Annotated in this window: 22 protein-coding genes; 4 read left to right on the top strand and 18 right to left on the bottom strand. The window is 64.2% G+C overall.

Annotation, left to right across the window (positions count from 1 at the left end):
- Positions 1 to 123 precede the first annotated feature (123 nt).
- Positions 124 to 900, top strand: a complete 777-nt coding sequence (locus tag FJV43_RS30650) for a hypothetical protein (RefSeq protein WP_239622746.1) — start codon at positions 124 to 126, stop codon at positions 898 to 900.
- On the opposite strand, the gene FJV43_RS30645 is transcribed toward FJV43_RS30650, so the two are convergent.
- From FJV43_RS30645 to FJV43_RS30620, 6 genes are all read right to left on the bottom strand, one after another.
- Positions 857 to 2,143, bottom strand: a complete 1,287-nt coding sequence (locus FJV43_RS30645; RefSeq protein WP_239622745.1) for an efflux RND transporter periplasmic adaptor subunit — start codon at positions 2,141 to 2,143, stop codon at positions 857 to 859. The genes FJV43_RS30650 and FJV43_RS30645 overlap by 44 nt on opposite strands.
- The gene (locus FJV43_RS30640; RefSeq protein ID WP_239622744.1) at positions 2,140 to 5,322 is read right to left on the bottom strand and encodes an efflux RND transporter permease subunit; all 3,183 of its coding nucleotides are present in this window, start codon (positions 5,320 to 5,322) and stop codon (positions 2,140 to 2,142) included. The genes FJV43_RS30645 and FJV43_RS30640 overlap by 4 nt, the downstream gene beginning before the upstream one ends.
- A gap of 60 nt (positions 5,323 to 5,382) precedes the next feature.
- Positions 5,383 to 6,399 carry an RNA polymerase sigma factor RpoH gene (rpoH, locus tag FJV43_RS30635; RefSeq protein ID WP_239629683.1) on the bottom strand — a complete coding sequence of 339 codons (1,017 nt, stop codon included), beginning with the start codon at positions 6,397 to 6,399 and terminating at the stop codon, positions 5,383 to 5,385.
- Between the two features lie 168 nt (positions 6,400 to 6,567).
- Complete coding sequence (locus FJV43_RS30630) at positions 6,568 to 7,161, bottom strand: ATP-binding protein (RefSeq protein ID WP_239622743.1); 594 nt, start codon at positions 7,159 to 7,161, stop codon at positions 6,568 to 6,570.
- Positions 7,162 to 7,179: 18 nt separating this feature from the next.
- Positions 7,180 to 7,992 carry a HAMP domain-containing protein gene (locus tag FJV43_RS30625; RefSeq protein WP_239622742.1) on the bottom strand — a complete coding sequence of 271 codons (813 nt, stop codon included), beginning with the start codon at positions 7,990 to 7,992 and terminating at the stop codon, positions 7,180 to 7,182.
- Positions 7,993 to 8,008: 16 nt separating this feature from the next.
- Positions 8,009 to 8,686 (bottom strand): response regulator transcription factor, encoded by a 678-nt coding sequence (locus tag FJV43_RS30620; protein WP_061882070.1) that lies wholly within the window; start codon positions 8,684 to 8,686, stop codon positions 8,009 to 8,011.
- Positions 8,687 to 9,170: 484 nt separating this feature from the next.
- Here FJV43_RS30620 and FJV43_RS30615 point away from each other — a divergent pair, with 484 nt between their 5' ends.
- Entirely contained in the window at positions 9,171 to 9,416 is a 246-nt protein-coding gene (locus FJV43_RS30615; RefSeq protein WP_239622741.1) for a hypothetical protein, read from the top strand.
- Positions 9,417 to 9,684: 268 nt separating this feature from the next.
- Positions 9,685 to 10,089, top strand: coding sequence for a hypothetical protein (locus FJV43_RS30610; RefSeq protein ID WP_239622740.1), 405 nt, complete (start codon positions 9,685 to 9,687; stop codon positions 10,087 to 10,089).
- A 160-nt stretch (positions 10,090 to 10,249) separates the two neighbouring features.
- Here FJV43_RS30610 and FJV43_RS30605 read toward each other — a convergent pair whose 3' ends face one another.
- The 6 genes from FJV43_RS30605 to FJV43_RS30580 form a co-directional block, all read right to left on the bottom strand.
- On the bottom strand, positions 10,250 to 12,304 hold the full coding sequence (locus tag FJV43_RS30605) for an acetoacetate--CoA ligase (protein ID WP_239622739.1): 2,055 nt from the start codon (positions 12,302 to 12,304) through the stop codon (positions 10,250 to 10,252).
- A gap of 96 nt (positions 12,305 to 12,400) precedes the next feature.
- On the bottom strand, positions 12,401 to 13,096 hold the full coding sequence (locus FJV43_RS30600) for an ABC transporter ATP-binding protein (protein ID WP_239622738.1): 696 nt from the start codon (positions 13,094 to 13,096) through the stop codon (positions 12,401 to 12,403).
- Positions 13,096 to 13,845, bottom strand: a complete 750-nt coding sequence (locus FJV43_RS30595; RefSeq protein ID WP_028181856.1) for an ABC transporter ATP-binding protein — start codon at positions 13,843 to 13,845, stop codon at positions 13,096 to 13,098. Before FJV43_RS30595 ends, FJV43_RS30600 begins: the two co-directional genes overlap by 1 nt.
- Positions 13,842 to 15,140, bottom strand: coding sequence for a branched-chain amino acid ABC transporter permease (locus FJV43_RS30590; RefSeq protein ID WP_239622737.1), 1,299 nt, complete (start codon positions 15,138 to 15,140; stop codon positions 13,842 to 13,844). The genes FJV43_RS30595 and FJV43_RS30590 overlap by 4 nt, the downstream gene beginning before the upstream one ends.
- Positions 15,137 to 16,084 (bottom strand): branched-chain amino acid ABC transporter permease, encoded by a 948-nt coding sequence (locus FJV43_RS30585; protein ID WP_239622736.1) that lies wholly within the window; start codon positions 16,082 to 16,084, stop codon positions 15,137 to 15,139. Before FJV43_RS30585 ends, FJV43_RS30590 begins: the two co-directional genes overlap by 4 nt.
- A gap of 109 nt (positions 16,085 to 16,193) precedes the next feature.
- Positions 16,194 to 17,426 (bottom strand): branched-chain amino acid ABC transporter substrate-binding protein, encoded by a 1,233-nt coding sequence (locus FJV43_RS30580; protein ID WP_239622735.1) that lies wholly within the window; start codon positions 17,424 to 17,426, stop codon positions 16,194 to 16,196.
- 324 nt (positions 17,427 to 17,750) lie between these two features.
- On the opposite strand from FJV43_RS30580, the gene FJV43_RS30575 reads away from it, so the two are divergent.
- On the top strand, positions 17,751 to 18,611 hold the full coding sequence (locus tag FJV43_RS30575) for an alpha/beta hydrolase (protein ID WP_239622734.1): 861 nt from the start codon (positions 17,751 to 17,753) through the stop codon (positions 18,609 to 18,611).
- A gap of 120 nt (positions 18,612 to 18,731) precedes the next feature.
- Here FJV43_RS30575 and FJV43_RS30570 read toward each other — a convergent pair whose 3' ends face one another.
- The 6 genes from FJV43_RS30570 to FJV43_RS30545 all read right to left on the bottom strand — a co-directional run bounded on the left by FJV43_RS30570 (position 18,732) and on the right by FJV43_RS30545 (position 24,099).
- Positions 18,732 to 19,064 (bottom strand): Rieske (2Fe-2S) protein, encoded by a 333-nt coding sequence (locus tag FJV43_RS30570; protein WP_345946107.1) that lies wholly within the window; start codon positions 19,062 to 19,064, stop codon positions 18,732 to 18,734.
- Positions 19,057 to 19,761, bottom strand: coding sequence for an ABC transporter ATP-binding protein (locus FJV43_RS30565; RefSeq protein WP_165936011.1), 705 nt, complete (start codon positions 19,759 to 19,761; stop codon positions 19,057 to 19,059). Before FJV43_RS30565 ends, FJV43_RS30570 begins: the two co-directional genes overlap by 8 nt.
- On the bottom strand, positions 19,754 to 20,536 hold the full coding sequence (locus tag FJV43_RS30560) for an ABC transporter ATP-binding protein (RefSeq protein WP_239622732.1): 783 nt from the start codon (positions 20,534 to 20,536) through the stop codon (positions 19,754 to 19,756). The genes FJV43_RS30565 and FJV43_RS30560 overlap by 8 nt, the downstream gene beginning before the upstream one ends.
- Positions 20,536 to 21,576 (bottom strand): branched-chain amino acid ABC transporter permease, encoded by a 1,041-nt coding sequence (locus FJV43_RS30555; protein ID WP_239622731.1) that lies wholly within the window; start codon positions 21,574 to 21,576, stop codon positions 20,536 to 20,538. The genes FJV43_RS30560 and FJV43_RS30555 overlap by 1 nt, the downstream gene beginning before the upstream one ends.
- On the bottom strand, positions 21,573 to 22,445 hold the full coding sequence (locus FJV43_RS30550) for a branched-chain amino acid ABC transporter permease (RefSeq protein WP_239622730.1): 873 nt from the start codon (positions 22,443 to 22,445) through the stop codon (positions 21,573 to 21,575). Before FJV43_RS30550 ends, FJV43_RS30555 begins: the two co-directional genes overlap by 4 nt.
- Positions 22,446 to 22,944: 499 nt before the next feature.
- Complete coding sequence (locus tag FJV43_RS30545) at positions 22,945 to 24,099, bottom strand: ABC transporter substrate-binding protein (RefSeq protein ID WP_239622729.1); 1,155 nt, start codon at positions 24,097 to 24,099, stop codon at positions 22,945 to 22,947.
- Between the last annotated feature and the right edge of the window lie 76 nt (positions 24,100 to 24,175).

Below are 24,175 nucleotides of genomic sequence, written 5' to 3'. Positions count from 1 at the left end.
CTCCGTCACCGCCGCTGCACGGGCGATGGAGGTGCCGACATCAGGAATGATTGCCGCCACCCGGCAGAGCGGCGACGACCGTTTTGGGTGACACATCCATCCGTCTGTCGCGATGGTCGCGACATGGCGATAAGGCGGTTGCGCTGCACGGCTGTCCCTCAGCACCCCGGCGGCAAGATCGGCGAGACTCCCGGCGTCGGCGCCGCACCTGATGCGTTGGCCGGCAGCACTGTCGCAGGAGATGCCAGATTCATCGTCATGCTTTCCGCACAGGTCGAGGTGTTGGGGCTGGGCGCGACGACAGCACCTGGATCGATGCCCGTGCCGACATCGCCGCTGATCGCGACCGGGATCGTACCCGGCGGCGGCCCGGCCTGCACTTGCGGGATCGAGAGCGGCAAACTCGCAGCGCTCGCCACCAACCCGCCCGGCATTGAGCTGCACGCCACCGTTACTCCTGTCCCTGACGGCGCGGCCGCGGAGATTGTACCGATCGAGCTCCCGATTTGTCCCATGATCGGTATAGTTGGAGCCACATTGCCCGCCGTCGGCGATCCCATGCTCGATGCGGTCGGCATTGTCGGCACCGACGTCGGAGATGTCGATGGTGGCGCGCAGACGACGGCGGTACCGGGGGTCGTCGGATCCGACGCGAGCGGAACCGGTGCCAGCGTGGTGTCGGGTGCACCTTGCACGGTCGTTGCGGAGAACGGACCCGGGCTATTGAGCGGTGAGGTGACGATGGCGCCCGGTACGGTTGGCAGGCTCATCGCCGTGCTGCCGGTCGTCGCGACCTGGGCTTTGCCCGCGGGGCAGCCGAGCAGCAGGGCGGCGAGCGCTGCGCAAACGATCCGGATCATGTCTGCCTCCCCTGGCTCGCCTCATTCTTGCGAATGGTGACCTGGTTGCCCTCCGCCAGATTGACCGCCGGATTGAGCACGACTTGCTCACCGGGCTCCACGCCCTCGCGCACTTCCACCGACGTGCCGAGATCTCGCGCGATCGAGACTTTCTGCAAATGAACGGTGCCGTTGCGCACGACTGCGACATGAAGGCCGTTCTGGTCGAAGACCAGCGCATCGGCGGGAATCGACATCAACGGCGTCTTGCGCGGGATCGACAGTTCGACCGTGCAGTAGATGCCGGGACTCAACGCGCCGTCGGGATTGGGCACGTCGATCTCGGTCAGCAGCGTTCGGCTTCCCGGCTGCAACGCGCTCGCGATGCGCGTGACCTTCCCTGGAAATGCCCGGCCCGGGATCTCGGGAACGTGAATCTCGGCCTCGACGCCCGGCGCGACGCCGAAGGCCTCGTCCTGCGGCACGAACACTTGCGTTCGGATCACGTTCGAATGCATCAGCGTGAACATGAAGGTCGATCCCGCCTGAACGAGGCTGCCATTGTCCACGTTGCGTTGCGTGATCACACCGTCGAACGGTGCCACCACGCGCTGGTAGGCCTTCTCCTGCTGAAGCACGCGAATCTGCGCCTCTTGTGCCGTGATGTTCGATTGGGCCACGCTCACGGCCGCCTGCTGGGCGCGTAGGGTGAGACGGTCGTTGTCGCCCTGCTGGGCCGTCAACCAGCCCTGCTTGACCAGATTGCTGTCCCGCGCATTGGTGACGTCGGCAAGCTCCCGGCTCGCCTGCGCCTGCTGCAACGCCGCCTGGTTCTGCGCCAGCGTCGCCTGCGCCTGCGCAATCTGCTGGTCGAGTTCCGGCGCCGTGATCTCCGCCAGGAGATCGCCCTTCTTCACGTGATCGCCGATATCGACGTAGCGCTTCTCGATGTAGCCGCTAGCCCGTGCGAAGATGTTCGCCGCCTCGAATGCCGTCGTCGTCGCCGGCAGGGTTACCTTCGTGAACTCGGGGCTGGCGCGGACCGTCGCCACCCGAACCTCCGGAACGGCAGTCTTGATCTGCTCTGCCGATACGGCCAGATCGCGTGCGGCCTGATAGTGCCGCCAGCCGCCCACGCCGAGACCGCCGGCAAGGAGCAGGACCATGGCGCCGCCGAGCCATGCGCCGCCGTGGCGGCGGCGCGGCCGTGCGTCCTTGCCCGGCAGCTCCACGATGCGGCAGCTCTCCGCATCGGGCGGCTCGCTCACGTCATGACTATTGGTCCGCACCCGAACATCGCTCATTCCGGTAACTCCTCGAACACGCCGTGGTGAGGCTTGCCATCGTTGCGCTTGCGCAGCCAGGCGAAGAGATAGGGCACGATCAGCAACGTCGTCGGCGTTGCGAACAGCAGCCCGCCGATCACGGCACGGGCGAGCGCCGCGTTCTGCTCCTCGCCCGGGCCTCCGATCGCCATCGGGATCATGCCCACGATCATCGCGGCGGCCGTCATCAGCACGGGGCGGATTCGCGTGCGGCCCGCGCTCAGCGCAGCCTCGAACGCGGTGTGCCCATTCAGTTGCGCGTCACGCGCGAAGGTCACGAGCAGGATGGAATTGGCCGATGCGACGCCCACGGCCATGATCGCACCCATCAGCGAAGGCACGTTCAGCGTCGTCCCCGTGATGAACAGCATCGTCATGATACCGCAGAAGGTCGCGGGCAACGCCATGATGACGACAAGGGGGTCGCCGAAGTTCTGGTAGTTCACGACCATCAGCAGATAGACCAGGATGGCGGCAAACAGCAGCCCGATCCCGAGATCGCGGAACGATTGATGCATGCTCTGGATCTGCCCCAGAACCTGAATCGAATTTCCCGGCTGGAGCTGCTTTTGAAGCGTCGACGTGACCTTCTCGATGTCAGCCGAGACGCTGCCGAGATCGCGCCCCTGCACGCTCGCATAGACGTCATACACCGGCTGAACGTTTGCCTGGTTCAAATTGGTGGGCACAGTCCCCCGCTTGAAGGTCGCAACATTGCTGAGCAGGCCAGGCACCGTCTGTCCGCTTGCTGCCGATGAGGCCGACACCGGCGTGTTCCCCAGTGCGTTGAGCGAGTTCGCCCTGTACTCCGGCGTCTGAACGGCAAGATAATAAGGGATGCCCGACGTCGGGTCGGTCCAGAAGTTCGGTGAGACCTGGGCCGACGAGCTGAGGCTGACATTGATGTTGGTTGCCACCGTGCTGGCATTGAGCCCCAGCTGTGCGGCCCTCGTGCGGTCGATGTCGGCGTAGAACGCGGGAGCGTCGACCTCCTGTTGAAGATGCGCGTCGACGACTCCCGGAATGGCCGCCAGGCGCTTTTGCAGCTCCTTCGCCACGGACAGATTGTTGGCGCCGTAGCCGACGGTACGAACGTCGATTTGCGCCGGCAGGCCGAAATTCAGGATCTGGGTGACGATATCCGCCGCCTGGAAATAGAAGACATCCTCGGGGAATGCCGCTGGCAGGACCTGGCGCAGCTTCCTGACGTAATCCGCCGTCGGCCTGTGGCCGTCCTTGAGCGATACCAGGATCGTGCCGTCGTTCACTCCTATCGTCGAACCGTCGGTGAAGGCCAGATTGTAGGGACGCGCCGGCAAACCGATATTGTCGACGATCAGCCCGCGATCCCGGTCCGGAATGACTTCGCGGATCTTGTCCTCGACCGCCTGGAAGATGGCCTCGGTGCGCTCGATCCGGGTCCCGGCGGGCGCACGAACATGGAGCTGGATCTGACCACCGTCGATCAGGGGATAGAAATCCCTGCCCACGTAGACGAACGTGACGGCCCCGAGTGCCAGCACGAGCACGGCAGCGATCGGCACGATGCTGCGACTCCGGAGCAGGGTCGTCAGGAGCTCGGAATAGCCGTCGCGCAGGCGCTCGAAGCCGCGCTCGAACGCGGCGGACGCGCGCGAAAACATGCCGGACGAACTCTCGCCCTCGCCATGGCGCCGCTCCCCCTTCAGCAGCAGACCGATCGTGATCGGCGTGAGAGTCCGCGACAGCGCGTACGATGCCAGCATGGCAAACACCACCGCTAGGCCGAGCGGCGTGAAGAGGTATTGCGCCGGTCCTTCGAGGAATATGACCGAGGTGAAGACGCAGCTGATGGCGAGCGTGGAGACAAGCGTCGGTACGGCGATTTCGGCCGCGCCGTGCAGCGTCGCTTGCGACAGCGGCATCCCCTCCTCGGTCCAGAGCCGATGCGTGTTCTCGATCGTCACCGTCGAATCGTCGACCAGAATGCCCACTGCGAGCGCCAGCCCACCCAGCGTCATCGTGTTGAGGGTCTCGCCGAGAAAATGGAGCACAATGAGCGAGGACAGCATCGCGAGCGGAATGGAGATCAGGACCACGAGCGTCGACCGCCAAGATCCCAGAAATACCAGGATCATCAGCGCCGTGAGACCGGCCGCGATCGCTCCTTCGCGCAGCACACCGTCGACGGAGTGCGTGACGAAAACCGATTGGTCGAACAATTCGCTGATCTTCAGCCCGGCCGGCGCCGACGCCCGAATCGACTTCAAGGCCTGCTTGACGCCGTTGACGACGGCAAGCGTCGAGGCGTTGCCATTCTTGATCACGCTGAGCAGAACCGCGCGGTGACCATCCTCGCGCACGATATTCTGCTGGACCTGCGATCCGTCCCGAACCTGGGCGACATCCTTCAGCAGGATCGTCGCGCCGTTCGCGAACTTGACCGGGATCATGTTGAGATCCTTGATCGAGGCCGGCGTCGCGTTGGTTCGCACGGTGTACTGGGTATCGCCGATCTTCGCCGTTCCGGTCGGCAGCGTCAGGTTCTGGGTGTTCACCGCATTGACGATGTCGAGCGGCGTCAATCCGCGCGACGAGAGTTTGTTTGGGTCGATGTCGACCATGATCTGGCGATATTTGCCACCCGCAGGCGTCGGCAGCGTTACCCCCGGGACGGGAGCCAATTGCTGCCGGATCCGATAGATGCCGAAGTCGTATAATTGCTCCTCGTTCAGTTTGTCGGACTCGAGGCTGAGCTGCAGGACCGGCACGCTCGACGCATTGAACTGCACGATCACGGGCGGCTGAATGCCCGGCGGCATCAGGGCGCGGATGGCGTTCGTTGCCGATACGATCTGCGAGATCGCGAGATCGAGATTGACGTCCGGCTGGAAGTAGATCTTTTGAACCGACAGGCCATTGAGCGTCTGCGCTTCGATATTCTTGATGCCGCTGACATTGGCGCTGATCGAATACTGGCTGTACGTGGAGACGCGCTGCTCCATCTCCGGCGTCGAGAGGCCGGTATAGCTCCAGATGACGGTGACGACGGGGATGCGGATCTCTGGAAAGATGTCCGTCGGCATCGACCAGACAGAGATGCCGCCCAGAAACAGGATCAGCGCCGCGAGCACATAGAATGTGTGCGGAAACCGGAGCGCAAAGCGGACAATTCCCATGGAGACAACTACTTCGAGCAGGTTGCGGGAAATTTTCAGATGGCGACGATGCTTGACCGTTCAAATGAAATCGAGTTCAGCATCGCGACCTCTCGATCGTTCACGTCGATGCGAACGCCTCGCGCTCGAGATAGTGTCGGGACAGGTGGGTGACGACAGAGACGACGCCGCGCGCCGCCCCTGTCCCCGGGGAGTGGCCGCGGGCTCGAGGGTGGCACGGATGGCGGCACGCCTGACCTTTGCAAAGGCGCGAATCTCGATCTGCCGGACGCGCTCGCTGGAGATCGAAAGCTCGCGGGCGAGCTGATCGAGCGTCGGGGGATGCTCCGCCAGCCGCCTTGCCTCCAGCACGCGCCGCTCGCGCCCCGTGAGGCCATTCAGCGCAATGCGCAGGGCATCGGTCCGATGCTCCATCTGATCCTGATCGGCAAGAACGGTCTCGGCGTCGCTCGCCTCGTCCACAAGCAAGGCCTCCCACTCAGTACCTTGCTCGTCGCCGCCAACCCGCGCATTCAGCGATAGATCGCCGTGCAGGCGGCAATCCATCTCCATCACATCGCGCGCCGAAACTTCGAGCTTGGTGGCGATCGCCTCGGCGACATCGGGGGTAAGCCGCGCCATCCCGCCCTGGCCGGCCTTTCTCATCTCGCCGCGAAGCCGGAAGAACAGCTTCTTCTGAGCGGCCGTTGTTCCGATCTTGACCAGCGACCAGGAGCGCAGGATGTATTCGTGGATGGCGGCCTTGATCCACCACGTCGCATAGGTGGAAAATCGCGAGGCTCGGTCGGGCTCGAACCGCGACGCGGCAATCACCAGCCCGAGATTGGCCTCGGCCATGAGATCGGCGAACGGAAGGCCGTATCCCCTGTAGCTCCGCGCGACCTTGGCGGCGAGCCGGAGGTGACTTGTGACGAGCGCGTTCGCGGCGTCGCCGTCCCTCGTCTCCTGCCAGCGACGCGCAAGCTGCTGCTCCTGCTCGCGTTCGAGCAGGTCGTAACGGCCGATGACCGAGGAATACGCATTGAACACAGCGGCCGCCGTACGCCTACCCGGCTCAGCCGTCTCGATCCTGCTCAAACCCGCATGTCGCATTGGCATCTTTTGCTCCCACATTCGAACCGGCAAACGGAACGTAAGAAGCCTCCGACTGACGGCGCCAGTAAACTGCACTTAACAAGCCTGAATTCGCTTTCAGAGATCTCGCCGCTCTTTCCGCTTCGCACGTCGCGCACGTGGCATCGGCGGTCACATCGGCGCGAGGCTCGCGTGAAGCGAACGAACCGGCGCCGATGCCGCGGGTTCGCGTGATGTCGCGCCCGTCGTGGCGAGGATCTCCACCCGTCCGCCGGGTGCCGGGCAAATGGTCAGGCAGAAGCCGTGCAGCTTCAGGATCGCAGCGACGAGGCTCAGTCCCAGTCCCACTCCCGGCGTGTTGCGCATCTTGTCGGAGCGATAGAACCGACGCAGCACCGCCTCGCGCTCCGACTCGCCGATGCCGGGGCCGGTATCGCTCACGCGCACGAGCACGGCCCTGTCGTCCGACACCAGCTCGAGCGTCACTCTTCCGCCCGCGGGGGTGAACTTGACGGCATTGTCCACGAGATTGGCAACCGCCTCGAACAGCAGGTCCCGATCACCCCGCACCTGCACTTTGCGGTCGATCTCGACGTCGATCTCGATATCCTTGTCTTCGGCAATGGGTTCGTAGACGTCGCACACCTGACGCAGGATCTCGTCGAGCGCGACGTCGCCGAAGCCGGCCGTACGGCTGCTGCTCTCGATTTCGGCGAGGCGCAGCAGCGCGGTGATGATTGCGAGCGACTGGTCGATTCCGGCCATTGCCTTGTCCACGATGTCCTAAAGCTCCTCCAGCGTGGCCGCATGCGTGCGCCCGCGCTCCAGAGCCAGGCGGGCTCGCGTGAGCGGTGTCCTGAGATCGTGAGCGATATCGTTGCCGACACCGGCCAGCGCGTTGATAGTGGTCTCCATTTCATCGAGCATGCCATTGACGATCCTGGCCAGCCGCGCGAAGGGATCGTCCGCGTTGGTCTGTGGGAGGCGCTCGCGGATATCGCCGGCCACGATGCGCTGAACCCTCTGGTTCACCTCCTCCACGCGCCTTTGGGCGCGGACGCTCAGCCAGGCTCCGGCCAGCAGGCAGAGGCAGAATGCCGGCAGCAGACCGAGCAGAAGCGCCTGCCCGACGACGTTCGATATCTCGCGCGTCTCGTCGACGTTCCTCCCAATCACCAGGATATGGCCGTTGCCCAGCCGCCTGCCCGCGGCCTTCACAACGGTGTCGCGAACCGCCGACGGCCCGTCCCGTGCGAGCCGCACGCTCCGGACCGGCCCGCCGAGATCGAGCTGTGCTGGCAATCGCCCGATGTTGCCGGCAAGCGGAGTCCCTACGGCATCGAACAGCCCGGCATATTGCACGCCCCTGGAATCCTGCTTGAGATGATCGGAGATCGCGTCCATGAGACGGCCGGGCGGCAGCTCGGCCATGAAGTTGAGCTGCGTTGCAATCATGCGGTCGGATCGCATGATCAGGTAGTCGTCGATCTTCCAGTAGATGAAGGCGAACAGGGCGGCGACGAACAACGCCAGCGCGGCTGCTATCGCCGCGGCCCACAGGAACGTGTTCGAACGAATGAACTGAATCTGGCGCATCGATCCGCCGAACCTGTTAACGAGTGCGCAGCACGAAGCCGGAGCCGCGAACATTGTGAATGAGCTGCGTCTCGCCGGGGCCGTCGACCTTGTGACGAAGGCGACCCATGTGCACGTCGATGAGATTGGTGGTTGCCGGAACGAATTTGTAGTTCCAGACCTCCTCGAGCAGCATCGCGCGGGTCAGCAGCTGATCGCTCCGGCGCATCATGTATTCGAGCAGGCGGAATTCGCGCGGCAGCAGATCGATCTCGCGCTCGCCCCGCCGCGCGGTCCGCTCGATCAGGTCGAGCTCCAGCGGCCCGGCGCACAACGTGGTCTCGCGGCTGTCGATCGGACGCCGCAGCAACGCCTCCACCCGGGCGACGAGCTCGATCAGCGCGAACGGCTTGGTGAGATAGTCGTCTCCGCCGACGCGCAACCCACGCACCCTGTCGTCGACCGCGCCGAGCGCGCTCAGCACCAGGACGGGCGTCCTGACCTGGTCCTTGCGCAAGGCCTCGATGACGGTCAGCCCGTCCATTCCAGGCAGCATCCGATCGACGATCAGGGCATCGGGAGACGATTCGCGCGCCCGATCGAGACCGCCGATCCCGTCGGGCGCCCATCGCACCTCGAACCCGCGCTCGGTGAGTTCGGCCACGATCGCGTCAGCGGTCTCGGCATCATCCTCGATCAGGAGAATCCGCGTCATTGTGCTGGTTCCACGTCCTGCGAGGCCTCGAGACCGGCGGCGAAGCATGGGCTCGGTGATCCGCGACGACATGTTCAATGCCCGCCCGGGCCGAACACGCGAGGCAGGACCGGCATGCGACGCACCGCTGTCTCGCAACAGAAGTAAGCCTGCGTCGAATGAAGCACCATTAAATTGCATTTCAGGGCGTCCGAGAACACGGCCGCTGCGGGCGCCGGCGCGAAGGCGATCGAATGTGCTGTCGCAGTGGTCATGGCTCATCTCCATGCAGCGGGATGTTGCAACAGTTATGTCCTCAGCGAGGCTGCTGTTACCGCCGAAATCGGCGACGTTGCGAGTTTGCACGATCGTGCTTGTCGGCAAGGCCGGGATCACGGCCCATTGAACGCCGGTGAGCAATTCGTGCGTTTTGTCGGCGCGCGCTCGTCCGCACCTCCTCCGCAGGCCGGCTTGGACTGCCAGCTGTCATCAAAGGAGAAGCCAAATGACCACTCTCAAGCTCTTGTCGACCGGACTGATCGCAGTCGCCATGCTCGGTGGCCCCGCCATGGCGCGGGAGCGTCATGAAGGCGCCCGGCCATCCGCCATGCAAGCCGATCCGGTTGCATCGTACGGGTCGGACTATCAGGTCGGCCGCGCCTGCGTTCCAGCGCCGCGTGTCGGCGCGTTTGCGACGGCGCCGTGGACCGGCAACAACGTTCCCTGTGAGCCGGGCACCGGCAGCTTCTGATCCCGACGACGTCGCGGCGGCCGGGCGGGTCCCTCGCTCGGCCGCCGCCTTTCACGATGGGGTCGAGCCTGACGTTGACCCCGCCCACGCCCGGTCGACGCGCCGGCCGATCACCTCGCCGAAGCGCAGCGCCCCGCTCCTGAAATCGAATTCAGTGGGATTGCCGCGCGACCTTCCTATCTTCCCTTCACGACAGGGCTTGCCGACGGCACGAGGCTGAAAGCGACGGCATCGTCCGCCGGGCATCCGGACACGAAAGGAGTCCCTCATGAAACGAGCATTGATGATCATGGCGACAGCGGCGCTCGCCTCCGCGCTGGCGATCGGAACGGCCGAGGCACATGGCGGCGGCGGTGGCGGTGGCCACGGCGGCTTTGGCGGTGGCGGTGGCCACGGCGGCTTTGGCGGTGGCGGATTCGGCGGCGGACATATGGGCTTTGGCGGCGGTGCGCATTTCGGCGGCATGGGACATGGCGGCGGATTCGGTGGCGGAGCCCGATTCGGCGGCGAGCACCTCGGCTTCGGCCATCATGTCGCAACCGGCGGCTTCCGGCAGCACGCGTTTCACCGTTTTGACCGCTTCCGGTCCGGATATGGATTCTACGGCTATCCGGATTGCTATGACTGGTACGAGCTGCATCCGGCCCAACCCTTGCCGCTGAGCTGCAGCTAGGTCCGCGCGCACGACGCTGATCGGTCCGGACCACGCAAGCTCGCGGCCCGGATCGATCGAACTGTGCGCGCGAAGAAGACCGCACAGCAGCCTACGGGTGGAGCCACTCCTCAGCCCGCCCTGCGCAGTGGTCGGACGGCAGATGCCGTGTCCATCGCGGTCAAGCCGCTCCTTCGACCTTCTTCAGGTGCATCGCTGCGAAATCGAGATACCAATCCAGACAGCCGGGATTGGCCATCGCCTCCCTGTTGATGACCTTCTCCACGGACTGGCCGAGCAGCAGCTTCTTGATCGGCAGCTCCTGCTTCTTGCCGGACAGCGTCCGCGGAATCTCGGCGACGGCGAAAATTTCGTTCGGCAGAAAGCGCCGTGACAGGCTGGATTCGATCGCCTTGTTGATCTTCGCCTGCATCGCCGCATCGAGCGCAATGCCGTCGCGCAACACAACGAACAGCGGCATGTAACTGTCGCGGCCGAGATATTCGAGATCCACGACGAGGGAGTCGAGCACCTCGGGCAGCGACTCGATTGCGGAATAGAGCTCGCTCGTACCCATGCGCAGGCCGTGCCGGTTGATGGTGGCATCACTGCGGCCATAGATGATACAGGAGCCATCCGGATTGACCTTGAGCCAGTCGCCGTGCCGCCACGCCGGACCGCGCCCGCTGCCGTCGAAATTGTCCGGATAGGTTTCGAAATAGCTCGCGCGATAGCGCGCCTCACCCTCGTCATTCCAGAAATAGAGCGGCATCGACGGCATCGGCTCAGTACAGACGAGCTCGCCGACCTCGTCGATGACGGCGCGCCCCTGTTCGTTGAAGGCCTCCACGGCCGCGCCCAGCAGCCGGCACTGCATGGCGCCCGGCGTCTGCGGCAGCTCGCGGTTGCCGCCGATGAAGGCGCCGGCGAAATCGGTCCCGCCGGAAATGTTGGCCCACCAGATGTCGGCCTGCGCCTTGCTGCCGTTCGTCTTCGACAACGCAGCGAAGCGCGCGTTGAACCAGGCTTGCGTGTCGGCGCTGAGGGGCGAGCCGGTCGAGCCGAGGCAACGCAGTTGCGAAAGATCGCCGGCGGCAGCAAGGTCGATCTCGGCCTTGGCGCAGTTCGCGAAGAACGCCGCGCCTGCCCCGAAGAAGGTCGACTTCGATTGCGCGACGAAGCGCCACAGCGTGGTCCAGTCCGGCTTGTCCTTCGCGCCGGCCGGGCTGCCGTCGAAGATGCAGCAGGTGGTCCCGCTGAGCAGGCCGCCGACCTGGCTGTTCCACATGATCCAGCCGGTCGAGCTGTACCAGTGATAACGCTCACCGAAGGAATTCTGGTGATAGGAACAGCCGATGTCGTTGTGCAGCCCCAGAAGCGCGAGCACCACGATGATGATGCCGCCATGGCCGTGTACGATCGGCTTCGGCAGGCCGGTCGTGCCGCTGGAATAGACGACCCAGAGCGGATGATCGAACGGCAGCCAGATCGGCTCGAAGGCATCGATTGCCGCGCCCGTTCTGGCGAGAATGTCGGAGAGCAGCGCGTCCGGTGCGGCAGCTGCGCCGGCTTCGCCGTGCAGGATAACGTGCTCGACGGTCGGCAGCGACCGCCTGAGCTCGCCGACGACGTCGCGACGGTCATGCCGCCGTCCGGCATAAGTCACGGAATCGCAGGCGATCAGCACCTTCGGTTCGATCTGCTTGAAGCGGTCGATCACCGCGGGCGCCGCCATGTCGGGCGCACAGACGCTCCAGATTGCACCGATGCTGGCTGTCGCCAGGAACGCAACGATGGTCTCGGGGATGTTCGGCAGATAGGCTGCGACGCGGTCGCCGGGGCGCACGCCCTTGTCCTTCAGATCGAGCGCGAGCGCCGCTGCCTTGCGCCGCAGCTCCGGCCAGCTCGTCTCCCTGAGACTGCCGTCCTCACCGCCGCTGACGATGGCGGGCAGCCCGGCTGCGTCTGCCGCCGCGACATGCCGGAACACCTGCCTGGCGTAATTCACCTGCGCGCCGGGAAACCACACCGCATTTGGCATTCTGCGCTCGGTAATCACCGCGGCAAACGGCGTCGGCGATTGCAGATCGTAATAGTCCCAAATGCTGTGCCAGAACCCGTCGAGATCGCGCACCGACCATTGCCGCATCTCTTCGTAGCTCGAGAAGACAAGGCCGCGCGTATCCCCGAGCCATTGACGATACAGGGCCATTTGAGGAACGTAGGGAGCTGCCATCATCAAATTCCGAAGGTCTATGGATTGCGAGAGCTACAGCCGAACTCGGGACGTGTGCGCTGTTGCACCCGTTGAACGGTCCGTCTCACAATAAGTTCAAACCTCGAGCCACTCCTGGCGAACCGCCGCGTTCGCCCTCAGTTCGTCCGGCGTGCCTTCAAAAACCACGCGACCGTGTCCCATGATGTAGACGCGCTTCGAGATGCGCATCGCGATCGATAGCTTCTGCTCGACGAGCAGGATCGCGACCCCGGCTTGCGCGATGCGGACGATGAGATCTCCCACCTGTTGCACGATCAGCGGCGCGAGACCCTCAGTCGGCTCGTCGATCATGATGAGATCAGGATCGCCCATCAACGTGCGGCATGTCGTCAACATCTGCTTCTCGCCGCCGGAGAGGACCCCAGCAGGCGCGTCGGCGCGCGCGGCGAGGTTGGGAAACATGTCGAGCATGTCCTGCAGCCGCCATTTGCCCGGTCGTCGCGTGTCCTTGATGCCGAGCAGAAGATTCTGTCGCACCGTCAAGCTCGGAAAGATATCGCGATGCTCGGGAACGTAGCCGAGCCCGAGGCGCGCGATCTTGTAGCTCGGCAGGCCCGCAATGTCCTTGCCCTTGAAGCGGATCGTGCCCTGCGGAACGACCTCGCCCATGATCGCCTTGACCGTGGTCGAACGCCCGACACCGTTGCGGCCGAGCAGGCTCACCACTTCGCCGGCGGCGACGTCGAGATCAACGCCCTGGAGAATGTGGCTCTTGCCGTAATAGGCGTGGAGGTTCCTGACTTCGAGCATCAGTGTGCCTCCTCGCCAAGATAGGCTTCCCTGACCTTCGGATCACGCCTGATCTCCTCGGGAGTGCCCGAGGCGATGATATGACCGTAAACCAGCACCGAAATGCGGTCGGCAAGGCCAAACACGACGCTCATGTCGTGTTCGACGATGACCAGCGTTCGCCCTTCGGTCAGGCGCCGGATCAACGACACCGCACGCTCCGTCTCGGCGTGGCTCATTCCAGCGGTCGGCTCATCGAGCATGACGACGGTAGCGCCCCCTGCGATCGTGATGCCGATCTCCAGCTCGCGCTGCTCGGCATATGTCAACAGGCCGGCCGGGACGTCGCGGCGGTGCGTGAGGTGAATGTCTTCGAGAATCCGCGCCGTCCGCTCGCGCACCTCGGGCAGGCTGTCCACGTTCTTCCAGAACGCGTAGCGATGCCCGGTGGCCCACAGCACCGCGCAGCGGACGTTTTCCCAGACCGTCATGCGGGCGAACACGTTGGTGACCTGGAACGAGCGCGACAGCCCCCGCCGGTTGATCTCGAACGGCTGCAGGCCGGAGATCACGTCGCCATTGAGCCGGACCTCGCCCGAAGTCGGCTTGATATGCCCACTGATCAGATTGAACGTCGTCGACTTCCCCGCGCCGTTCGGACCGATGATGGCGTGCCGTTCGCCCTGCGCGATGCTGAGGTTCAGGTCGCGAATGATGCCAACGTTGCCGAAGCGCTTCTCGACGGCGCGGACTTCGATGGCTGCAGTCATGCCAGATACCCCCGCTCGCGCGCGACCGTGGCCGCCCGATCCCATGCTTCGCCAACCCGCCGCCACGTCAATCGCGCGATGACGAAGCCACCGGCCACGAGAACCGCTGCGGCAATCCAGGTGGTTGGCGACTTGGGATTGAAGGCGATGCCGAACAGGTTGATCGCATTGGCCTCCCCGCCGGAATGACGCGCGATCGTCTCGATCACCAGAATGACGCCGCAACCGAGCGCCACGGTCGGCACGATCGCGACGAGATAGGACGGAATCACCGTCCATAACGTTCCGGCGCGAAGGAGCGGCCGGTGCATCATGACGAGTCCGGCGATGCCGCCGGGCGCGAACATCACGATGCCGATGAAGATGATGCCGAAATAGAGCTGCCAGACGCTGGTGACGCTGGTCAGCCCGAGCTGCAGATAGGTCACCAGGATCGCGCCGAGAATGGGTCCGAAGAAATAGGCGGTACCGCCGATGAAGGTTGCGAACAGCACCAGGCCGGATTGGATCGCGCCGAGATAGGCCGAATTCGCGATCTCGAAGCTGATCGCGGCAAGCCCCCCGGCGATGCCGGCGAAGAATCCTGCAAAGCAATAGGCGAGATAACGAACCACGTGAGGATCGTAGCCGATAAACTGGACGCGTTCGGGATTGTCACGGACGGCATTGCTAATCCGCCCCAGCGGGGTTCGGGTCAGTGCGTACATCGCGATCGCCGAGACCACCAGCCAGAACGCGATCAGATAATAGACCTGGATCTGCGGCCCGAAGGTCCAGCCGAACATGCGCGGCAGCGCTGTGCGGTCCGTCGTGATGCCGGCTTCGCCGCCGAAGACCGACCGGAGGATCAGAGACGAAGACGCCACCAGCTCGCCGATGCCCAGCGAGATCATGGCGAACACGGTGCCGGCACGCTTGGTCATGAGCCAGCCGACGAGGATGGCGAACCCGAGGCCGCCGAGGCCGCCGAACAATGGGATGAACGGAAGCGGGATCGGCCAGCCGTGGGAAACGATCGCGTTCATCACATGGCAGGCCGTGAAGCCGCCGAGACCGTAGTGCACGGCATGGCCGAACGACAACAATCCGGTCTGTCCAAGCAGGATATTGTAAGAGAGCGCGAACACGATCGCGATCCCGATCAGGCTGAAGGACGTGAGGGAGCCGCCGGACGAGAACACCAGCGGCAGCACGATGAGGACGACCACGCCGGCCAGCCAGACGCCGTAGAAGCGCAGGTTCTCGCCGGCCGCGTTCGCTGCGGGTCCCGATACCGATGTCGTTGCCGTCGTCATGATTCGCGCGTCCCCATCAGGCCCATGGGGCGAACGATCAGGATGATGACCAGCAGAAGATAAGGAATGATCGGCGCGACCTGTGCGATTGTGACGTTCCAGATGTCGGAAAGAGCGGAAGGTCCCCCCGCTGAATCGAGCGGACCGAAGACGCTGGCCAGCGAGCCATTCAACGCCACTGCAAAAGTCTGCACCAGGCCAATGACGAGCGAGGCGACGAAGGCGCCGGGCAAGGAGCCGAGGCCGCCGAACACGATGACCACGAACAGGATCGGCCCGAGCGCGGCCGCCATGTCGGACTGCGTCACCAGCGCCGGTCCCGCAATGACACCGGCAAGGCCTGCGAGCGCGCTGCCCACACCAAACACCACCATGAACACGCGCCCCACATTGTGGCCGAGGTGCCCGACCATGTGAGGATGCGTCAGCGCCGCCTGCACGATCAGGCCGACCCTGGTACGCCGCAGCACCAGCAAGAGCGCGACGAAGATGACCACCGATACTGCGAGCATGAAGATCTTGTAGGCGGGATAATTGGTGGAGAAGATCGTGAAGGCTGGGAAGTCAAGCAGCGCCGGCACGCGATAGTCGACCGGGCTCCTGCCCCAGATCATTGCGACGATCTCTTCGATCGCGAATGCGAGGCCAAAGGTCAGCAGCAATTCCGCGACATGGCCATGCTTGTGCGTGTTGCGCAGTCCGTAGCGCTCGACCGACATCCCGATCGCGCCGACCAGAAGCGGGGCGAGCACGAAAGCCGGCCAGAACCCGATCCATTTCGTCAATTGAAAGCCGAAGAAGGCACCGAGCATGTAGAAGCTGGCATGGGCGAAGTTCAGCACGCCCATCATGCTGAAGATGACCGTCAGCCCGCTCGACAGCAGAAACAGCAGCATGCCGAACAGCACACCGTTCAGGGTCGAAATGACAATGAGTTCTAGCACAGCGTACTCGTGAACTATCCGAGGCAGGGCCCCGGTTTCCATCCAGGAAGCATTTCGGCCGCCACCTGCCCGCGACGAGAGTGCCGCGGGCAGGCGGCGTGTATGGCCCTTACGGTCGCGTCATCTTGCAGGTGGTGGTGACCATGGCCTGCGGGGTATCGACCTTGCTGACCAGATGCCAGCCCCAGCCGGTGTTCTCCTCGTCGAACGGCTCGTTCGCGGCAAGCTTGCCGAAGGAGGAGATGTAGATCGGCTGGAAGAACTGATGGTCGTCCTTGCGCATGAAGCCGGTACCACCATCCAGGACCTCGAACTTCAGGTCCTCGAGCGCCGCCGCCACCTTCACGGGCTCAACCGAGTTGGCCTTCTCGGCCGCGGCCTTGAACATGCGCATCTCGTTGACCGCACGGGGATACCAAAGCGACATGTTGACCTTGGCACGGAAGGCCTTCTCGTAATCCATCGCAGGCTGGTGGGCCGAATTGGCAAAACCTTCCGTCAGCTGGAATACCTGATGGTCGAGACCCGTCTGCTTGATCGCGGTCGGCCCACCGGCGCCACCGGCATAGTAAGTGTACCAATTGACCTTCAGACCAGCATCAGCGGCGGCCTTGAGCAGCAGCGCGATGTCCTGACCCCAGTTGCCCGTGATGACGCTGTCAGCACCGGAAGCCTTGATCTTGGCGATGTAGGGCGAGAAGTCCGTGACCTTCAGCAGCGGATGCAGTTCGTCGCCGACAATCTGGACATCAGGCCGCTTCGCCATCAACATCTTGCGCGCATCGCTGCGCACCGACTGACCAAACGAATAGTCCTGGTTGATCAGGTACACCTTCTTGATCGAAGCGACGTCCTTGATGTAGTTCGTCAGCGCCTCCATCTTGATGTCGGAGCTGGCATCCCAGCGGAAATGCCAGTAGCTGCACTTCTCGTTGGTCATGGCCGGATCGACGGCAGCATAGTTGAAGTAGAGCACTTCCTTGCCGGGATTGCGCGTGTTGTACTTCGTGACGAAATCCTCCAGCGCCAGGCCGACGGACGAGCCATTGCCCTGTGTGATGTAGCGAACCCCGGCGTCGATCGCCTTCTGGGCCTGCACCAGGGCCTCCTGCGGATTGGTCTTGTTGTCGAAGGGCACGATCTCGACTTTGCGGCCCAGGATGCCGCCCTTGGCGTTGAGCTCGTCAGCCAGGTACTGGAATGTCTTCAGGCCCCCCTCACCCACGCTGGCGCCGCCACCGGAGAGTGGATCGATGTAGCCGATCTTGACGGTATCCTCCGCCCATGCCGCATGGCCGAGCATCGGGGCGATCACGGCGGCGGCCAAAATCAGTCTACGCATAATGTTTCCTCACTGATTGTCGACTTTAGTCGATGCATGCATGCGTGGATCGCATGCACGGTTTGGACGGACACTGAGCAGAATAAACTCGAGCTGACAAGCTCGCTCCGACATAGCTGCAGCCGCAGGTACGACAAAATGTAAAAGCACGGGGTAGCCCCATGACCAAATGTTCCCGGGTGTTGCGCGCCCGACCTGCCCCGCAGCCGGCAGGCCGAGCCGTCTTGTCCAAGGCTGGACACGGTTGATCCAACAGCTCAATAGAGGGTGACTGGCCGGTCCAAATCGACAAGAGTGTCGTCCAGGGCCGCAACGGAGAGTTTCATGGCTGAGAACGCGCGTTCGACGATTCGGTCGCTCGACCCCCGCGGGAAATGGTCCGAGCTGTCGCAGGCAGAACGCAATGCCGCCTATGACAACAACGCGGCGGTCAAGAACAGCGCGGCCCTGATCGCCGAGCGCAACGACGCCTCCAGCCGGCTGCGGGGCACGCTGAAGTCCCACCTCGACCTGCCCTATGGCGAGCGGGCCAACAACAAGATCGACCTCTACCCCGCCGCCAAGCCGGATGCGCCCTGCCTGGTGTTTCTGCACGGCGGCTATTGGCAGCGCAATTCGCGCGAATTGTTCGCCATGCTGGTCGAAGGCGTCGCTGCACATGGCTGGTCGGTTGCCATCCCCGGCTATTCACTGGCGCCCGAGGTGTCGCTGACCGATATCGTCGGCGAGATCCCGCGCGCACTCGACTGGCTTGCCGCACATGGCGCGGCCCATGGCGTCGCCGGGCCGGTCGTGCTGTCGGGCTGGTCCGCCGGTGCCCATCTCGTCGCAATGGCGCTCGATCATCCGCGTGTCCACGCGGGGCTGGCGATATCGGGCGTCTATGATCTCGCGCCGATCCGCGATACCGGGCTGAACAACGCGCTGAAGCTGACGGATGAGGAAATCGCCACGCTGTCGCCGCTCCGCCTGCCGGTGACGCAGAAGCGGCTCGACATTGCCTATGGCAGCAGCGAGCTGCCGGCTCTCGTGAACGATTCAATCGATTTCTACGAGAAGCGCGCGGCGGCGCAGGCACCGGGCAAGCTCATCTCGGTCGAAGGCGCCGACCATTTCACCATTCTCGAGGCGCTGCGCCGGCCGGACGGCATGCTGGTCGACGCCGCTCGGCGGTTGCTGGACTAAAAAGTGCGAAAACAACCCCATGCACAGTAGAGATGCCGTTGTTTTCAAATGCAAATTCTTGAAGGCAGAACGACGCCGCCACCGCTTTGACTTGTCGGGCAAAACAGGGGCATGATGCCATCATCGCCCCGGCTGCCGCTCCTGCATCTCGATCCAGACTTGCCCGCCCGTGATCCGCACCGGATAGAGCCGCAGTGGCCGGCTCGGCCATCCCGCGGTGATTGCACCGTTGCTCAAATCGAATGATGCCGCATGGCGGGGGCAACGCAGCCGCCCCGCCGCCACCTGCCCTTGAGCCAAATCGGCCTGTTCGTGCGGGCACGCCCGTTCGCAGGCGACAACGTTGCCTTCGTTCCAGATCACGATCAGGTCGCGCGCGGCGACGCGGACGATCGCTTCCGCCTTCAGCCGGTCGAGATCGCAGACCGGAGTCCAGCCGGCCCCATCACCCACCGAGATAGGCCTTGCGCACATGCTCGTTCGCGATCAGCTCGGAGCCGGCTCCGGACAGCACGATACGGCCGTTCTCGAGCAGATAAGCATGGTCGCACATCTCGAGCGCGGCGAAGGCGTTCTGCTCGACCAGCAGCACCGTGGTGCCGGCATCGCGGATACCGCGGATGATGGCAAAGGTGCGCTCGACGATGTTGGGCGCGAGCCCGAGCGATGGCTCGTCGAACATGATCAGCCGCGGTCGCGACATCAGCGCGCGCCCGATCGCAAGCATCTGCTGCTCGCCACCGGACAGTGTCCCCGCCGCCTGCCGGCGCCGCTCGGCGAGCCGCGGGAATTCCGCATAGATGCGGTCGCGGTCGGCCGCAATCTCGCCCGAACCACGACGGAGGTAAGCCCCCATGTCGAGATTCTCCTCAACGCTCATGTGCGGAAACACGCGCCGCCCTTCCGGACAATGCGCGATTCCGCTCGCCAGCACGCGCGGGGGCCTCGCCCCGGTGATGTCGATGCCCTCGAACCGCATCTGGCCCGAGCGTGGCGGCACGAGGCCGGAGATCGCGCGCAGCGTCGTGCTCTTGCCGGCGCCGTTGGCACCGATCAGCGCGACCAGCTGGCCGGCCTTCACGTCCAGCGAGATGCCGCGCAGCGCGGTGACGCCGCCATAGCCACAAACCATCTCGCGGATCTCAAGCACGTCCCGCTCCATGTCCGAGATAGGCTTCGATGACCGCAGGGTCGTTGCGGATGACGTCGGGCGTCCCTTCCGCGATGATGCGGCCATAGTTGAGCACGACGATGCGGTCGGAGACCGTCATCACCATGGGCATGTCGTGCTCGACCAGGAGGATGGTGATGCCGCGGTCGCGGATGCTGCGGATCAATTCAACGAAGCGATGGGTCTCCGAGGCGTTCATGCCGGAGACCGGCTCGTCGAGCAGCAGCATCGACGGCTCCGCGGCAAGCGCCAGCGCGACACCGACGAGACGCTGCTCGCCGTAGGACAGAGAGCCCGCGGCATCATGCGCGCGCCGCTCCAGCCCGACCCATTCAAGCAGCTCGCTGGCCCGCTGCCGCAGCTTGCGCTCCGAGGCGCGGGCGCCCGGCAGGCCAAGGATGGCGTCGAGCAGCCGCACCCGGCCCTGTCGATGCAGGCCGATCAGCAGATTGTCGTAGACGGTGTCGTTGGGGAAAACGCTGGTGCGCTGGAAGGTGCGGATCAAGCCGAGATCGGCAATCTCGTGCGGTTTCAAACCGGCGAGCGCAGTGTCGCGATAGGTCACGCGGCCGGCGCTCGGCGTCAGGAAGCCGGTCATGACGTTGAAGGCGGTGGTCTTGCCGGCACCGTTCGGTCCGATCAGGCTGACGATCTCGCCCTCGCCCACGGTGAAACTCATGTCGGATATCGCAACCAGCCCCCCGAAGCGGACAGCGACCTGGTCGATGGTCATGGCAATACTGCGCGCCGTCATCACGCCGGCTCCTTGGCAGCGGTCTCCGTGAGGGTCGCCGGCGCAGGCGACCGGCGCCGCCGCCCTGCCAAACGCAGTGCGAGCGACGGCACGATCCCGCGCGGCAGCACGAAGAGGATGGCGATCAGCACGCCGCCATAGGCAATCCATTGCGCTTCCGGCGCCATCACCGGACGGAGCGCGACCGGCAGCAGCCCGAAGATGAGTCCGCCGACGACGGGTCCGGCCAGGGAGCCTTTGCCGCCGGTGATGACCATGATCACCATGGTGACGGTGTTGATGAAGGCGAACACTTCGGGGTCGATGATCCTGATATAATGGGCATAGAGGCTGCCGGCCGCGCCTGCGATGGCAGCCGAGATCACGGCTGCGATCGTCAAGGTCCTGGTCACGTCGATGCCGACGGAGACGGCCAGCGTCTCGTTTTCCATCAGACCACGCATGGAGCGGCCGAAATGGGAATGAACGAGGCGCGCGATCAGGAGATAGGCGATGAGCGCGACGACCAGCACGAGATAGTAGTTCTGCAGCTTGGTGCGCAGCGTCAATTCGCCGACGCCCGGCAAGGGCAACGCGATGGAGGGGATGTTGGTCAACGCCAGCGGGCCCTGTGTCAGTTCGACCCAGTTCAGCGCGACCAACCGGACCACCTCGGCAAAGGAGATCGTCACGATGACGAAATAAGCGCCGCGGACCCGGAACGACAACAGGCCGACGAAATAGCCGCACAATCCTGCAATCAGGATCGCCAGTACGAAGCCTATGATCGGCGGCCAGGGCGTGTGAACCAGCCGAAAGCCTCCGGGCAGGCCGACGTCGAAGCCGAGCGAGGTCAGCGCGCTGACATAAGCGCCGATGCCGAAGAAGGCGATGTGGCCGAGGCTGAGCTGGCCGGTGAAGCCGAGCAGCAGATTAAGGCTCATCGCGCCGATGACGAAGATGCCGGTCGTGATCAGGGCGTTGAGAAGATAGGGATCGCGCAGCCAGAGCGGCACCGAGGCGAGAGCTGCGACGGCAAGAATGGTGACGATCGCTTTCATCCGACCCGCTCCGCACGCGCGAACAGGCCGGTCGGCCGGAAGATCAGCACGGCGATGATGATGACAAAGCCCATGGCGTCGCGGTAGCCCGACGAGACGTAGCCGGCGCCCAGCTCCTCGGCCAGGGCGAGGATGAAGCCGCCGATCACGGCGCCGGTGATGTTGCCGAGGCCGCCGAGGATGACGATGGCGAAGGCCTTGACCGCGGCGAGGTCTCCCATCTGAGGGAAGATGACGTAGACCGGCCCGAGCAGCGCGCCCGCCGCGGCCGCAAGGCTCGATCCGATCGCGAAGGTCGAGGTGTAGATCATGTCCACGTTGACCCCCATCAGCGAGGCCGTGTCGTGATCCTGGAACGTCGCGCGCATCGCGCGTCCGAGGCTTGTCTTGTTGATCAGCAGATACGTCACCAGGATCAGAAGCGCCGCGGCGGCGAGCACGAACAGGCGGAGCCAGGACACCGACACCGGTCCGAGCACCAGCGGCGCCTCGGGAAACGGCGTCGTCACCGATTTGGCGACCCCGCCCCAGATCCACAGCGTGCCGGACTGCATCGCGATCCAGGCGCCGATCATCACCAGCATGGTGGTGTCGATGTCAGAGCCGCGCAGCGGTCGCAGCAAGGTCAATTCGATGGCCGCACCCAGCAGCCATCCGGCCAGCACGGCCACGGGCAGCGCGAGAAAGAAGTTTAGCCCGAGCTGCTGCACCACGATGAACATGATGTATGCGCCGAACGTGTACAGCACGCCATGCGTGAAGTTCACGACGTTCATGATGCCGAAGATCAAGGTCAGCCCGATGCCCAGCAGCGCATAGGTGCCGCCGAGCACGAGCATGTTGATCAGATGCTGGAGGAATTCGCTCAAGACTGTTTCCGAGTGACCCGTGGTAAGTTGGGGCTATCGCATATGACAGTGGGAGAGTGACGGACGAACTCGGCCCGCATGGTTCGAGACGCCCGCTTTGGCGGGCTCCTCACCATGAGGGTCTGACATCTCGCCGCAAAACGCGACCTCATGCTGAGGGCCCGCCGCACGCGGGCGTCTCGAAGGATGGACCGCAGGCAAGCTGCCCGCCACGTTTTTCTTCATATGCGATAGCCTGTGTAGTGAGGCGAGAATAGCGATGCGCCGCCCCTCGCCTGTGACCGGCCCTAAAGCTGACGGCTTTTGATTGGGTCGATCTCGCAGCGGTCTCCGTCACCTCTCCCGCCTCCGGGAGAGGTCGGCGCGGAGCGCCGGGTGAGGGTTCTATCCTCTTGGGGAATCCCACCGCGGAGACACCCTCTCCCCAACCCTCTCCCGCAAGCGGGAGAGGGAGCGCACCTGCATCGCGGCTTGCAATCGGACCTAGCTTAATCATGCGCTAGAGCGTCTTCATCTCGACCTTGCCGTCGTTGATCTCGATGAGATAGACGTTCGGCTGGCTCTGCCCGCTCTCCTTGCCCTCGGGGCCGGACTTGCGGAACACGATGTCGCCGTTGAGCCCCTTGATGTTGATCTGCCAGAGCGCGGCCTTGATCGCCGCGGGCTCGGCCTTGCCGGCCTTCTCGATCGCGGCCGCCGCGGTGCGGATGCCGTCATAGCCACGGAAGCTCTCGGTGCAGCCCGCGAACTCGAATCCGCGCTTCTTCCATTCCGTGATGAAGTAGTTGGTCGCTTCCGGATTCGGCGTCTTTTCGGGGAACCAGGGCAGGAACGTGGTCAGATGCATGGTGCCGTTGGCGGCAGCTCCTGCCTGGGCAATGATCTGGTCCGGATTCTGCGAGCCGCCGGTGGTGATGATCCGCTTCTTCAGGCCCAGCGCCGCGGCCTGCTTGAAGATCAGGGTAAGCTGGTCGACCGCGGTCGTCACGATGACCGTCTCGGAATCCGAGCTCTTGATCTTGGAGAGCTGCGCGCTCATGTCCTGCGCGCCCTGGTCCATGGTCTCGACCAGGCCGATGCTGATCCCCTTCTCCTTCATCATCTTGCTGAAGTCCTCGGCGGTGCCGCGGCCCCAGTCATTGTTGATGACGAGGAAATCGACCTTCTTCAGCGCGAGCTTGTCGACGATGCCCTTGAACGCCGCGGCCTCGACTGCGGAGGGCGGCGAGATGCGGAAGATGAAGGGATTGCCCGTCGTCGTGATCTTGCCCGAGGACGAGGTCTCGACCACCATCGGGGTCTCGTATTCCATCAGCTTCGGCATCACCGCGAGCGTCAGGCTCGAGCCCCAGGCGCCCATCAGCACCGGCACCTTGTCGCTGGTGATGAGCTTCTCGGCGACTGCGGCCGCTTCGGTCGGGTTGCTCTTGTTATCCTCGATCACCAGCTCGATCTTCTTGCCGAGGATGCCGCCCTTGGCGTTGATCTCGTCGGCGGCGATCTTGGCGCCGTTGACGACGTAAGTGCCTGACGCCGCGAACGCGCCGGTGAGCGGCTCGTTGACGCCGATCTTGATGGTCTGCGCCCCGGCGGCGCCGCCGATCAAGGTCGTCGCCAGCGCGATCGTCCGAACCAATCCCAGTGCTCGTGTCATGTTGTCTCTCCAAATCCAACGCTGTTGATGTCTTAAGTCTGTCCAGGCTTCGTCACTTCCGGTGTGCGGGCACACC

Origin of the sequence: Bradyrhizobium sp. I71 (genome assembly GCF_022354745.1) — a bacterium.
In the GTDB taxonomy this organism is placed as follows: domain Bacteria; phylum Pseudomonadota; class Alphaproteobacteria; order Rhizobiales; family Xanthobacteraceae; genus Bradyrhizobium; species Bradyrhizobium liaoningense.
This window is presented reverse-complemented; position numbering and strand designations above follow the sequence as displayed.